The 12,727-nt window shown below is 63.4% G+C and carries 15 protein-coding genes, 1 tRNA gene and 1 pseudogene; 9 read left to right on the top strand and 8 right to left on the bottom strand.

Annotation, left to right across the window (positions count from 1 at the left end):
• The first annotated feature begins 256 nt into the window (after positions 1-256).
• Complete coding sequence (locus JST30_14515) at positions 257-691, top strand: four helix bundle protein (protein MBS1715538.1); 435 nt, start codon at positions 257-259, stop codon at positions 689-691.
• A complete protein-coding gene (locus tag JST30_14510; GenBank protein MBS1715537.1) occupies positions 688-939 on the top strand; it encodes a hypothetical protein in 252 nt (83 codons plus the stop codon). Before JST30_14515 ends, JST30_14510 begins: the two co-directional genes overlap by 4 nt.
• 514 nt (positions 940-1,453) lie before the next feature.
• Here the strand turns inward: JST30_14510 and JST30_14505 are convergent.
• The 3 genes from JST30_14505 to JST30_14495 are packed head-to-tail and all read right to left on the bottom strand — an operon-like array spanning position 1,454 to position 3,758.
• Positions 1,454-2,416: a DinB family protein gene (locus JST30_14505; GenBank protein MBS1715536.1), complete on the bottom strand. Its 963-nt coding sequence runs from the start codon at positions 2,414-2,416 to the stop codon at positions 1,454-1,456.
• Positions 2,417-2,441: 25 nt separating this feature from the next.
• Positions 2,442-2,807, bottom strand: a complete 366-nt coding sequence (locus tag JST30_14500; protein ID MBS1715535.1) for a cupin domain-containing protein — start codon at positions 2,805-2,807, stop codon at positions 2,442-2,444.
• A 27-nt stretch (positions 2,808-2,834) separates the two neighbouring features.
• Positions 2,835-3,758: a phosphotransferase gene (locus JST30_14495; GenBank protein MBS1715534.1), complete on the bottom strand. Its 924-nt coding sequence runs from the start codon at positions 3,756-3,758 to the stop codon at positions 2,835-2,837.
• A 44-nt stretch (positions 3,759-3,802) separates the two neighbouring features.
• Between JST30_14495 and JST30_14490 the strand changes: the two genes are divergently transcribed.
• Positions 3,803-4,306 carry a hypothetical protein gene (locus tag JST30_14490; GenBank protein ID MBS1715533.1) on the top strand — a complete coding sequence of 168 codons (504 nt, stop codon included), beginning with the start codon at positions 3,803-3,805 and terminating at the stop codon, positions 4,304-4,306.
• A gap of 52 nt (positions 4,307-4,358) precedes the next feature.
• The gene (locus JST30_14485) at positions 4,359-6,290 is read left to right on the top strand and encodes a DUF2961 domain-containing protein (protein ID MBS1715532.1); all 1,932 of its coding nucleotides are present in this window, start codon (positions 4,359-4,361) and stop codon (positions 6,288-6,290) included.
• Positions 6,291-6,293: 3 nt separating this feature from the next.
• Here JST30_14485 and JST30_14480 read toward each other — a convergent pair whose 3' ends face one another.
• The gene (locus JST30_14480) at positions 6,294-6,848 is read right to left on the bottom strand and encodes a hypothetical protein (GenBank protein MBS1715531.1); all 555 of its coding nucleotides are present in this window, start codon (positions 6,846-6,848) and stop codon (positions 6,294-6,296) included.
• A gap of 68 nt (positions 6,849-6,916) precedes the next feature.
• On the bottom strand, positions 6,917-7,354 hold the full coding sequence (locus tag JST30_14475) for a hypothetical protein (GenBank protein ID MBS1715530.1): 438 nt from the start codon (positions 7,352-7,354) through the stop codon (positions 6,917-6,919).
• A gap of 103 nt (positions 7,355-7,457) precedes the next feature.
• Here JST30_14475 and JST30_14470 point away from each other — a divergent pair, with 103 nt between their 5' ends.
• From JST30_14470 to JST30_14455, 4 genes are all read left to right on the top strand, one after another.
• A complete protein-coding gene (locus JST30_14470) occupies positions 7,458-7,811 on the top strand; it encodes a helix-turn-helix transcriptional regulator (GenBank protein ID MBS1715529.1) in 354 nt (117 codons plus the stop codon).
• Entirely contained in the window at positions 7,801-8,337 is a 537-nt protein-coding gene (locus JST30_14465) for a DinB family protein (protein ID MBS1715528.1), read from the top strand. Before JST30_14470 ends, JST30_14465 begins: the two co-directional genes overlap by 11 nt.
• 59 nt (positions 8,338-8,396) lie before the next feature.
• Complete coding sequence (locus JST30_14460) at positions 8,397-8,870, top strand: SRPBCC domain-containing protein (protein MBS1715527.1); 474 nt, start codon at positions 8,397-8,399, stop codon at positions 8,868-8,870.
• A gap of 242 nt (positions 8,871-9,112) precedes the next feature.
• A complete protein-coding gene (locus tag JST30_14455) occupies positions 9,113-9,922 on the top strand; it encodes an alpha/beta hydrolase (protein ID MBS1715526.1) in 810 nt (269 codons plus the stop codon).
• 357 nt (positions 9,923-10,279) lie between these two features.
• Here the strand turns inward: JST30_14455 and JST30_14450 are convergent.
• Both JST30_14450 and JST30_14445 read right to left on the bottom strand, forming a co-directional pair.
• Positions 10,280-10,485: pseudogene (locus JST30_14450) on the bottom strand (type II toxin-antitoxin system HicA family toxin).
• Positions 10,482-10,682 (bottom strand): type II toxin-antitoxin system HicB family antitoxin, encoded by a 201-nt coding sequence (locus tag JST30_14445; GenBank protein MBS1715525.1) that lies wholly within the window; start codon positions 10,680-10,682, stop codon positions 10,482-10,484. Before JST30_14445 ends, JST30_14450 begins: the two are co-directional and overlap by 4 nt.
• Before the next feature lie 372 nt (positions 10,683-11,054).
• On the opposite strand from JST30_14445, the gene JST30_14440 reads away from it, so the two are divergent.
• Positions 11,055-12,140 carry an AAA family ATPase gene (locus JST30_14440; protein MBS1715524.1) on the top strand — a complete coding sequence of 362 codons (1,086 nt, stop codon included), beginning with the start codon at positions 11,055-11,057 and terminating at the stop codon, positions 12,138-12,140.
• A gap of 512 nt (positions 12,141-12,652) precedes the next feature.
• On the opposite strand, the gene JST30_14435 is transcribed toward JST30_14440, so the two are convergent.
• A tRNA-Val gene (locus JST30_14435) sits at positions 12,653-12,727 on the bottom strand.

Below are 12,727 nucleotides of genomic sequence, written 5' to 3'. Positions count from 1 at the left end.
CGGGTCGCGAATGACGGGGACGGGGGGCCAAGCGGGAAGAAGTGGCGACCGAGCACGCTGTTCCCCGTCCTCGCGAGCACCTACATGCGCCTCCACCCCGGCACCTTCCCGCCCCGCACCCCGCCCGAGGCCGTGTTCCTGGGCGATAACGTTCGGGTTTCGGTGGTCGAGAGTCGGTCGTCGGTTGCCGAGAATCGGTCGTCGGTGGACGAGAGTCGGTCGCCGGTGTTCGGTGAGACGCCATCATCTAGCCACGATGAGTTCGTTCGAGAAACTGGAGGTTTGGCAATTGGCGATGAACCTCATTGCCGATGTCTACAAGAAGACCAGCGAGTTGCCGAAGGAGGAACTCTACGGCCTGACCGGACAGATCAGGCGGGCAGCCGTGTCGATTGCGGCGAACATTGCGGAAGGCAACGGCAGGAACAACCGCAAGGAGTACATCCAGTTTCTGGGAGTGGCGAGCGGGAGCCAAGCCGAGCTTGCGACACTCCTGATGGCAACGATGCGCATTTACCCGAACTTGGATCTCATCGCAGAGCTAGAGGACGCACATCGGATCGGAATGATGCTGACGCGATTGAAGCAGGCTCTCCGCACAATCCCGGCCAACCGTCCCCCGACCACCGCAACCCGACCACCGACCACCGAAACCCGACCACCGAGCCCCGAAACCCGTCCCCCGGCGTGACCTTCACCTCCGACCGCCCGAATTCGCCAGGGGTCACGACCGCCCTCTATCTTCAACGCCTGCGCTCGGTGGCGGAGAAGCCTCGAAAGGGGCACGACAAGCTCCATCGCTTCTATGCCTTCGAGGAAGGCGCCCTGAGCGTCACCGTCCCCGCGCCGCCGGGCGACTACGAGGCGAGCATCAAGCTGGTCGAAGCGTCCACCGGGCAGACGACGGGCCTGGTGCGCGTCGGCCGCGTGAGGGTGTGAGCGAGCCCCCTCCTCGTGTGCAGGGGATGTCTTGTGCCCCGAACATAAGGAGGGGGTTGGGGGTGGAGCAGTACTGCCGTCCGGTCTAACGTGTGCAGGGGATGTGGCATCTGCTGCAGACGAGGAAGGGGGAGCCCCGAACCCTTGGCCCGACATGCACCGGCCCCTCACCCCCATCCCCCTCTCCCCCAGAGGGGCGAGGGGGCATCCGGAACCCCGTTTTCCAGTGGATGGTTTTTGCCCCGAATAGGAGGAGGGGGTTGGGGGTGGAGCAGTTCCGGATCTCCCACCCCTCGCCCCTCCCTCATCTTCGCAGCACGAAGCATCTGCTGCAGACGAGGGAGGGGGAGCCGTAACCACCCAAGACCCCGAACCCTTGGCCTGACCTGCACCGGCCCCTCACCCCCATCCCCCTCTCCCCCAGAGGGGCGAGGGGGCATCCGGAAACCCCACCTGCAGGCGGAGGGGATTATCACCCTCCGCCACCTGCACCATCGTCAGGCGAGGGAGGGGGTCAACGCCGCGAGACCCAGTCCGGCTCGATGCCGCGAGCAAAGAGGAGTTCCTGAAGCTGGCCGACGTGGACGCCGAGGTGGCGCAGGGTGAGCAACACGTGATCGAACTTCGCGAACTCCGGATACCAGGGGAAGCCGCTCTCGGGCGAGTCGAGGTCGAGCGCGGCGATCGTGTCGGCCATCCGGTCGCTGAGGCCGTCGATGTAGGCCACGACGTCGGCCTGGGTGTAAAGGGTGTCGGCGGGGGGAAGCTCCTGCCCTTCGTCGGCGAAGGTCATCGGGGCGTGGCGGACGTGTTTGTCCCACGGAGCGAAGACACCTTCGTTCTGGCCGAGATAGAAGTGGGTGTAGAACGCGGCGTGGTAGGCGATGCGCCAGAAGGTGCGGGGCGGCTTGTCGACGGTCGCGGCCCAAAGGCCGTCGGGGCAAAGTTCGACGCACTCGCGCAGCATGGCGAGCCCGGCGCGAAACTGGCCGGTCAAGGCCTGGCGGAGGTCCATGTGCGGGTTGTTACCCGGTCGGGCCGCCCGCGCGCGTGAAGCCGGCCGGGCCAGAGAGGGTGAGTCGGAGACCCTTAATGCCTTTAGGACTTTGCCGACTCCGAACGCGAAAACGACGAGCCCCAGGACGACGATGTAGGACGCGGTGCGTCCGCCTCTGTACGTCGCTCCCGGCTCGGTCGGGGCCCCGGACGCCAGATACGCTGCGCCCGAACCGGCCAGGAAGAGGCCCAAGAAGCAGATGAGGCTCCCGACCAGGAGCAGACCGCGACGTTCGACCTTGGAACCCACCTCGGGATCGAAACCGCAGAGGACGCAGTAGCGGCCTTCGAGCACGAATTCGTGGTCGCAGAGGTTTTCGTCGAACGGGCGCCTGCCAGGTAGCGGGTCGCCGCAATGGGCGCAGCACACCCACTCGTCCTGAGCCCAGCGTCCGCACTTGACGCTCGTGCACGGCGGCATGTGCGGGGGACCTTACCCGAAGCGTTCAGTGGCCGCGCGGCTGGCTGTCGACGCCCATCGCGCCGACCGGGCTGAGCACGTCGATGATCTCGGAGTCCTCGAGCGCGACGAGGCCGTGGGGGACGTGGGCGGGGATTTCGAGCACTTCGCCGCCCCGCATTTCGAGCTCGCGGGTCTCGGGGCCGTCGGTCGAGCCGAGCGTCCAGCGCACGTGCCCGCGCTCGACGATCGCCACCTGCTCGCTGACGTGGGAGTGCAGCCCGACCACGCAGCCCTTCTCCAGCTTGATCCGCGCGACGAGCATGTTCGCGGCCGTCACCTTCTTGCGGAAAAGGTGGGGGACGGGGTTGTCCGGCTCGATGGCGTCCCAGCGGTGGGGCCTGGCTTCCATGCCTCGATGCTACCGCCGAGGGCGGGGTCAGGGCCTTGCCGAGCGTGCGGCGATCTCGTCCGCCAACTCGACGGCAGATGGGTCGCCGACGTCGAGCCCATAGGCGCAGAGGGCAAGGGCGTAATTGCAAGCGCGGGCTTGGGCAAGGCGTAGGGTGGACGGGTCGGGCCCGCCTCCATAGGCCTGCCAGAAGGCGGCGCGCGAGGGGCCCGAGAAGAACGTGAACGCGAGGGACAGGTCGACGCCGGGATGGCCGATGTGGACGTCGCCCCAGTCGATGACTCCCGTGAGGAGGCATGCGTCGTCGGCGAGTACGTGGCGGGGGTAGAGGTCGCCGTGGACGACGGTGCGGACGCCGTCGAGGACGAGGCCCTGGAGCAGCGCATCGGCCCGGCGCTGCAAGCCTTGGGCCCACGAGGCTCGGTCGGGTCGTTGGCCGGCGATCTCGGCGGCCCGGTTCACGATGCGGCCGAGAAGGCGGAGCGGGTCGGCCCGGGCGATGAGGTCGCCGGGCAGGGCCGAGAGCGGCTTTTCCGTGAACGGTATGGCGTGGAGCGCTCGCAGGAACGTTCCGAGGGCTTCTGCGGCTAGCATCAGGGCCACGTCGGGCCACGTCGACCGGTCGGCGGTCTCGCCCGGGAGGAGCGCGAACCCGAAGAACGGGTATGGGAAGTCGTCGCCAGGCTCGCCGACGAGCTTGATGTCCGGGACGGGTAGCGGGAGCAGCGGCGCAAGCGCAGGCAAAGCCGCGATTTCGTTAAGGACGATCTCGGCCGCGACGGCGCGGGTCGGCATCCGGAACGCGGTGCCGTCGCCATAGGCGAGGCAGAGGTTGTCCCAGCCGCGGCCGACCTCCACCGGAGTCTGGCCCGCAAACGACGGGAAGCGCCGCGCGACGATCGCGTGCGCGGTGGCGAGGTCGAGCGGGACGTCCGGGCGCCAGTCGTTCAAGCCTTCGAGCATACGCGGGAACGCCCGTCGGTATGCTCGCCTCCATGTGGTGCGCCCTCGCCTTCGTGACCGGAGCCGTCCTTCCGGAGCCCCAAGTGACGTTCCCGGACGACTTTCTGGGCGACTGGCGCGGGACGATGGAGTGGCGGACGCCGGGCAAGCCCGAGCCGCAACGCGTGGCGATGAGGATCCGGATCGCAGGGCCGCAAGACGACGGCAGCTACACCTATCGCCTGACCTACGGGGACAAGGAGACGGACGACCGCCCCTATGTGCTAAAGCCGGTCGACAAGGAGAAGGGGCATTGGCAGATCGACGAGCGCAACGGGATCGTGCTCGACCAGTACTGGACGGGCGAACGGTTCGTCGGCGTGTTCACCGTCTCCGGCAACACGATCACGGCTTCCCTCCGGCGGGACGGACCGAAGCTTGTCAGCGAGATGACGACGTTCGAGGCCGCTGCGACGTCGACCACGGGCGACGGCAAGGTCACGACGAACCGGGTCAAGAGCGTCCAACGGGCCGACCTGACGAAGTCGAAGGGTTGACCGTGCAGGGAGCTTGCAGGCGGTGCTAGAGTCGGGTCAGGAACCCTCGATCATGACCGCCCTCGCGTTCGCCGTCCTCGCCGCGCCGCTCCAAGCCGACCTTCTCGTCGGGCTCGGGCCACTCGGCGACCTGAGCCTGCTGCCCCGGCTTCGGACGGGATACAAGATCGGCGCGGTCACGAGCTACGACCGGACGGAAGGCAACGACGACGGATTCAGCGGCAAGTACTCCTTCGTCGCAAAGGAGGGGGACGACCTCGTGCTCGCCGACCTCAAGGGGCCGGGTTGCATCACGCGCATCCACACGCCGACGCCGACGATGGACAAGCTCGAGTTCTTCTTCGACGGCGAAGCCGCGCCGCGCGTCTCGATGCCCTATCGGCACTACTTCGACGGTGAGCACGCTCCGTTCTTGCGGCCGCTGGTCGACATTGCTGGTGGCGGCTGCATGTCGTACGTGCCGATGTTCTACGCGAAGTCGTGCAAGGTCGTGCTCCGCGCGCCGAGGACGCAGTTCTACGACATTAACTTCGTGCAGTTCCCGGCGGGGACGGCCGTGACGACGTTCGATCCCCGCGCGGTGCCTGCCGAAGAGATGAAGCGGGCGTCGCAAACCCTTGGTCGCGTGGGACTCGCGTCGGAGGGCGGAACGAAGATCCCGGTGAAGGCGACGGTGCTCCCTGGCAAGGCCACGACGGTCTTCCAGACGAAGAAGGGCGGGCGCATCAAGGGCTTCGCGTTACAGCCCGCCTCGTCGTTCGTCGGCAAGGGCCGCGACGTGCAGATCCGCATCACGTGGGACGGCGAGGCGTCGCCCTCGATCCTGATGCCGGTCGGCGACTTCTTCGGCTTTGCGTGGGGGCGCCCGGCGATGAGGTCGGCGGTCTTGGGCACGGTCGGTGACACGCTCTACTGCAACTTTCCGATGCCCTATGCGCGGTCGGCGAAGATCGAACTCGTCTCGACGCGGACGGACGGTGCTGGATTCCCCGTGACGGGCGAAGTGGTCGTCGACGACCGTCCGCTCGGCAAGGACGAGGGTCGGTTCTACGCGCATTGGAACCGCGAGAACCCGACGACTCCGGGCCGCCCGTTCACGTGGCTCGAGCGCTCGGGCCGCGGCCATATCGTCGGTCTCTCCCTGCAGGCGCAAGATCAAGAACCAGGCCTGCCGGTTTTCTTCGAAGGCGACGACAAGACGATCGTCGACGGGATCGAAGCGGTGCACGGGACGGGCTCGGAGGACTTCTTTAACGGCGGCTGGTACGCGCTCCCAGGGCGCTGGGAACGGATGTTCTCGCTCCCCTTGAGCGGCTGCCTCGGCTACTACGACTACCTCGGCCGTACGGGCGGCTTCCGGTTCTTGCTGAACGACGCGTACACCTTCGAGAAAGGCATCGTGCAGACGATCGAACACGGACCGGAGAAGAACCAGGTGCCGACTGATTACGTGGGCGTCGCCTACTACTACGCCGACTCACCTCCGCACGGGACGCGCACGGTCGCAAGCCCTGAAGCGCGCCGTGTCGTCGACCCGAAAACGGTGGTCTATGCCGCGAACTGGGCGATGCCGATCGCGACGTTCGGCCTGAGCGGGTGTACGGTCAAGCGCGGGGACGTGCCTGTCGGGAACGGCGGTGTGAGGGTGCTGTCGCTTCGGTCGAGCGGTGCGAACGGGTTCGTCGACTCCCACTTCGGGCTCCGTGCCGACGTGCCTGTCGCCGGCCGTTATCGGGTCAGCATCGACGCGGTCAGGAACAGCGAGGGCGGCACCGTGCGGCTCTCGAACGGGACGCGGTTCATCGGAGAGGCCGTGGACTTTTACGCGGCGACGGCGGCGGAAGCGAAAGGCGTCCTGATGGGCGAGTTCGACGCCGACGAAGGCGAGAACGTCGTCTACTTCCAGATGGTCGGCAAGCACGCCGAGTCGAAGGCGTTCGGCCTCGATCTGGGTTACGTGAGGTTCGAGCGGATCACGCCCTGAACGTCAGAGGCCGGATCCCATCGCGCGGCGCATGTCCTTCTCGGCCTCGTCCGACCAGTAGCCGCACTGGAGCTCGAAGAAGACCGACGTGTACGGTTGGACGTGCGGGGTCTTGATCAGGAGGACTTTGAAGCTCTTGCCCGCTTCATCGAGTTTGGCGATGATGTCTTCGTGTTCGAGCCTCGTGACAGCCCGGCTCCCGAGCGCCTTGCCGAGACCTTGTCGGTACGCCCCGATCCCGGGAGCGTTCTTCTCGGGCACGAAGGCTAGCTCTTTGTCGAGGTAGATGACGGGGCGGACGTGTTTGCTCTTCGCGAGCTCGGCGAGGACGGTCTTGACCGCCGACAACTGGGTGTCGTTCACGACGACCGTCTCGATCCCGGGCGACGTCTGCAACGGGTAGGCGGAGTCCGCGACGACGATCCAGTTGCGGTGACCGAGCGCCGGCAAGCGGACCGCGACGAGGTTCGAGAGGCTCGGTTTTGCTTGGCCTGCGGAGACGGCGAACGACGCGGGGATCAGAGCGGCGAAGAGGACCACGTTGCGAGAGACGGACATAGCTGCACCCGACCGAAGGCTACCTTGTCCTGGGCGTCGGACGGAACGTCGACGGTCAGGCACCGCCGTCAGCCGACGGGTTCGACCGACAGGACCTCGATCGCTGCGCATCCAAAGCTCCCGGAACAGCCCCAGCTCATGTCAAGCCAAACTCTGAACCGCATGGAGTCCACGACTTCGCTTCGGTAGTGGTTCGTAGTGGACGTATCGAGAGGGTCCTCAGCGATGTCGACGATCACGAGTTCGAAGATGACGTTCTGACTTCCGAAGTGCTCAAGGCCTTGAAGCACCAAGCCATGGAACCGAAGCGTCACCTTACATTGACTTAGAGGACCGCCTTCGGGCGCAAGGGCCCAACATTGGATCGCCATCGTGAGGCTCGCCGTCCCGGGTGTCTCTGAATCAAGACCTCTCTGCAATGTGACGAATTGGATTTCCGCGTCATGAAACGAAGGCCAATTGCCGAAGCGCTCGATCACTGGCTGGGCGTTTCGGATCTGATCCATCAACGGAATTCTGGCAAGGTCGAGAGGGTCGGCCCTGTAGACCGCACGGCGGATTTCTGTCCTGCCCCTTGTTTTCCGCCGAAGATGTGATATACTGAACTAGATGGTTCAGTATGGACAAGTGCAGTTCGACGCTTCGTTCGGCGCGCTCTCGGACGCGACCCGGCGAGGCGTCCTCGAGCAGCTCGGGCGGGCGGACGCGTCGGTCACGGCCCTCGCCGAGACGTTCCACATGACCCTGACGGGCATGAAGAAGCACATCGGCGTCTTGGAGAAGGCGGGACTGGTCGTCACCGAAAAGGTCGGGCGCGTCCGCACCTGCAAGCTCGGAACGCGCGGGCTCGACGAAGAAGCCGAGTGGATCGAGTCGTACCGCCGACGCTGGGCCGCACGGTTCGACGAGCTGGACGCCGTGATCGAGGACCTGAAGCGCAAGGAGGAAACCAATGGCCGCTAAGGGCCACCCCTCGAACGAGATCGAAGCGTTCGAGGAACTGGTCTGCGGGTTCACGGGCGGCATCCTCCGCAGGGCGCGGGAGATCCCCGAGGACAAATGGAACTGGAGCTTTTCAGAGCGCACCCCGACCGCCCGCGAGATCTGCGAACACGCGTGGATGTGGCTGTGGACCGACCGACAGGAGATCACGGTGGTCGACCCCGCACAGCAAGCGCCCGTCCCTGACCTCCCGCAGGACCGCGCCGCGGTGCTCGACCTGCTCGAACGGGAGAAGGAGGAATGGCGCGCCCTCTTCCAAACCCTCGACGCGCAGAAGCTGGACGAGGGCCGCTCGAGCCCGGACGGCTACCGCCGGACCGTGCGGGGCGCCTTGTTCCACATGGCGCAGCACATCGTGAGCAAGAGCGGACAGATGACGATGCTGCACTTCGACCTCGGCCTCGATGGAGACGGGCCTTACGACGCTCCCCACCCGAACCGGCTCTTCGGCTTCGGCACGCCAGCCTGGCCGTCGCCCAGGACCTGAAACCACGCTTCAAGGCCTCACGAGACACGGAGGCCGCAAACCGACCCAAGGAAACCCCTATGCAGACCGATCAACAGACTCAAGCCACCCGCGTCGAACGCACGTCCGACCGCGAACTCGTCGTCACCCGCACCGTCGATGCGCCCGCCCGCCTTGTCTGGAGAGCCTGGACCGAGGCCGACCTCTTCAGGAAGTGGTGGGTGCCGCGCTCGTACGGCATGGACCTGCACTCCTGCGAGATGGATGTCCGCGTCGGCGGGCAATACCGCCTGGGCTTCCTCCACGAAGGCGCGACGATGGAGTTCTTCGGCACCTACCTCGAAGTCGACCCGCCCTCGCGCCTCGTCTGGACCAACGAAGAGGACGGCGGCCAGACCGTCACGACGGTGACCTTTACGGAGACGGACGGCAAGACCCTGCTGACGGTGAGCAACCACTATCCGTCGAAGGAAGCCCTGGAAGCCGACGGTTCGACGGGTGCGATGCCCGAGTCGCTCGACCAGCTCGACGAACTCCTCGCGACCTTGGTCTGAAACGCGGGGTGAGACGCCCTGGGCCCCTCTCCTTTTCGATGCCTGTGCGAAAGGGAGAGGGGGCAGGGGGTGAGGGCGCGTCCCTGCTGCTTCCGGACGTGAACCCTCATCCCCGATCCCTTCCTCCTCAAGCCACCATCGGATGACAGTGCGACGATCGCTTCCATAGCAAGACTTGAAACCCTGACACTACAATTCAAAAAACCATGCGTATCGCAGCCCTCCTCGTGACGGCCCTCATAATGACGGTCGTGTCCGCTCAACCGAAACCGACGACGGGCTACGCGCCCGTCAACGGGCTCAAGATGTACTACGAAGTCCACGGCAGCGGCGAGCCGGTCGTGCTGCTCCACGGCGCCTTCATGACCGTCACCAACAACTGGGACGGGTGGATCGGCGAGCTCGCAAAGTCGCGAAAGGTCATCGCCGTCGAGATGCAAGGCCACGGTCGGACGGCCGACACCGCGCGGGACATGAGCTATGAGAACTTCGCCGACGACGTCGCCGCGCTGCTCGACCATCTCAAGGTTCCGAAGGCCGACCTGATCGGCTATAGCATGGGCGGGGCCGTGGCGATGGAGTGCGCGATCCGCCATCCGAACAAGGTGCGTAAGGCGGTCGTCGTCTCGTCCACGTTCCGGCCCGACGGCATGGTCGAAGGCGCGTCCAAAGCGATCGCGGGCCTCACCGCCGACGTCTTCAAGGGGACACCTCTGGAGACCGACTATAAGAAGCTGAACCCGAATCCGGACGACTTTCCGAAGTTCGTCCAGCGGCTCGTCGCCATGTTCGCGAAAGGCTACGACCTCGGGGCCGACAAGCTCAAGGCCACCACGGCGCCGATGTTCTTCATTTTCGGCGACGCGGACGGCATACGGTACGAACACGTCGCAGAGATGTTCCGCCTCAAGGGCGGTGGGACGCACGGCGACATGGGCCCGCGCACGTCTTCGCGGCTGGCGGTCCTGCCCGATACCACCCACGTGACCCTGATGGATCGCATGTCCGTCATCGTGCCGATGGTGAACGACTTCCTCGACGCGAAGCCGTAGCAGTGCTCAGCCCCCTCTCCCCTTCATGTTTCCGTTCAAGAGGGTGAGCCATCGGAACCCCCCGTCGCCTTTTCGATGCCTGTGCGAAAGGGAGAGGGGGCAGGGGGTGAGGGTGTATTCCCTTTGCTTCCGGACGTGAACCCTCATCTCCACACCCCTTCTCCCTCCCGGCACGATCCCTCCGGCAAGGAGAAGGGGCTCCGGAGTCCGTCGGATGGCTGGGTTAGGAAAGCCCTCGGTCCCCCTCGCCCTTTCGACGTTTGTGCGAAAGGGAGAGGGGGCAGGGGGTGAGGGTGCGGCCCTTCTCCTTCCGGACGAAGCCCGCTGGATGGCTGGGGACTGAAGGAAACGCACCCCTCAAAGGTCTCGTTCAAGAACTCCGGTCTGCTTCATCAGGGCCTTTTGCATCCCGATCTTCAGGCTGGACGAGCCGTGGACCGACACGACGGCCCGCTGGTCCCCATCCGGGTTTCGTAGGTGAAATGACTTCCCTTGGACCGGACAAACCGCCAACCCTTCTGCTCCAGAATTTTGATGAAATCCTTGCCCGAAACCGACTTCAAACAGCGATCTCCAGGATCTCGGTGTCCTCGCCGCCCTCAACGGTCTCGTCGAGCCCGAGATAGGCTTCGATGGCTTCCCGCACGTTGAACTCGATCTCCTCGCGGGTCTCGCCCTTGGTGAAGCAACCCGGCAAAGCCGGAACTTCGGCCCAATAGCCGCCTTCTTCAGCCTTGTGAACGAGAACCTTGAGGGTCATGGTCTGGATTGTGCGACATCAGACCTGGCGCGGCCAAGGCTGCGTTCTCCCGGAACCAGGGCTCGTCAGCCGTAGCCTTGCGAAGGTTGGCGCAAAGGGTCTGACAGCCTCCGCTTCATCCTTGCCACCCTGTCGCCTTCGGTTTGCTCTCGTCCGCCGGGGCCTAAGGTGTGGAGGCAGTCGAAGGCGTGATAAGCTGCGTTCTACCAGGGTGCTGCCGAGGGCCGTTCGCGGTCGAAAGGTATCGGGGTTGAGCGCGTCCCCAGGGGACCGGGGTGCAAAAGACATCACCCCGGCCACGCGCCGGTCCGACCAACGTAGCGGTCCCTCCGAGAGGCGGGGAAACCAGGCGGTATCCTAAGTGCCAATCTGATGAAGAAGGCGACCCGAGCAAAGGCGAAAGGGAAGAAACCCCAGTTTCACGAGAAGTTGATTTTGAAGGACTTTACCGCCTTTAGAGAGGTGGAGATTAATTTCGTGCCCGGGGTTAACGCAATAATCGGAGAGAATGGAACTGGCAAGACGCACCTTCTTAAAGCAATTTACGCAGTCCAGAGTGTGGCTCGAAAAGGAGGTGTGTTCGGAGCACCAGAAAAATTTGCTGGTGTGTTTCAAGTTGAGGATGAATCTGCGCTTGTCCGCCGAATTGAGAATCCGAATGCAGTTGCGCGAATCGAAGGTGTCTATGGCGGGGGGCGTTGGTTTCGGAAAATACATCAGTCAGTGAATGGCCGGGTGATCTCTGACGAACCAGGGCCGTGGGTAGGATCGCGTATCGCCGATACCATTGACTTCTCCGAGCCGGTCTTTATGCCCGCCATTGACATGATGGGCCACACCAAGAACTATCTCTCGACTTCGGAACGATATGATATCGATTTCGACGAAACCCTGAGAGACATTGTTGTGTTACTCCTTTCTCCAACTGACAAGAAACTTGATGAATCGCAGAAGAAGATAATCATCAAACTTGAAGAAGCGCTCAGAGGGAACATTGAACTGGAGGGCGAGCGATTCTATCTCGTGAACAAACAAGGCAAGTTCTCTATGCCTACAGTAGCCGAGGGCTTTCGGAAGATTTCAACTCTCATTCGCCTGGTTCAAGTAGGCGTTTTGAAGTCTGGTTCAACTCTCTTCTGGGACGAACCTGAAGTAAATATCAACCCTATTCTGATGGATGAAGTAGTCGGCGCAATATTTGCTTTGTCGCGATCTGGTGTTCAAGTCTTCCTCGCAACTCATAGTTACGTAATTCTTAAGGAGCTGGAAGTCCAGTCAAGAAAAACTGACAGCCTCAGGTTCTTTTCTCTAAAGGCCTCGGAGTCTGGATCAGAGGTGCACCAGGCGTCACGATATCTTGATCTTTCGCCAAACAAGATCGAGCAGCAGTATGGAGAATTATATGATCGGGGCATCACAAAGTTAGCGGAGGCGAGTGTTGAGAGCCGAGTGGACTGAGAACAAACTTGAGTTTGACTTCTCTTCGGCGCTTCAGACTTGCAAGCCCGATGAGCTAGCGGAGCCCATGACCCAACTCGCTCGCCCGCTAAAGTCAATGGACTTCTATGTGTGGTTACCGAAGCTCCTTTGGTTCATTGAAGTCAAGGACCCGGAGGGTACAACGCACCCAGGCGCAACGGCTTCGGTTTGGGCTGAACTCCAGAATGATGCTTTGTTGAAGGAACACCTCCTGCCCAAACTCTTTGGAGCCTACGCACACTTTGTCTTTGAAGATGCAGACCTGTCTGGTCCTGTGCGTTACAGTGTCCTAATCGGTCTCAGCGGTCTTACAAATGCGGATCGATCCATGCTCACGGACAAGATCAGCCGAATTATTTCGAAAATTGGTCCGAAACTCAGGCACGGTCGATATTGGCCCCAACCAGAGGTGCACAATGTTCAAAGTTGGAACGTGGCGTATCCTCACGTCCAGATTACTAGGCGTCCTTAGGCTGAGCAGAATCAATTTTTGGTGGGCGGTACAGGATTTGAACCTGTGACCCCTTCGGTGTGAACGAAGTGCTCTACCGCTGAGCTAACCGCCC

The organism is Armatimonadota bacterium (assembly GCA_018268395.1).
Taxonomy (GTDB): Bacteria; Armatimonadota; Fimbriimonadia; order Fimbriimonadales; family Fimbriimonadaceae; genus JAEURO01.
This window is presented reverse-complemented; position numbering and strand designations above follow the sequence as displayed.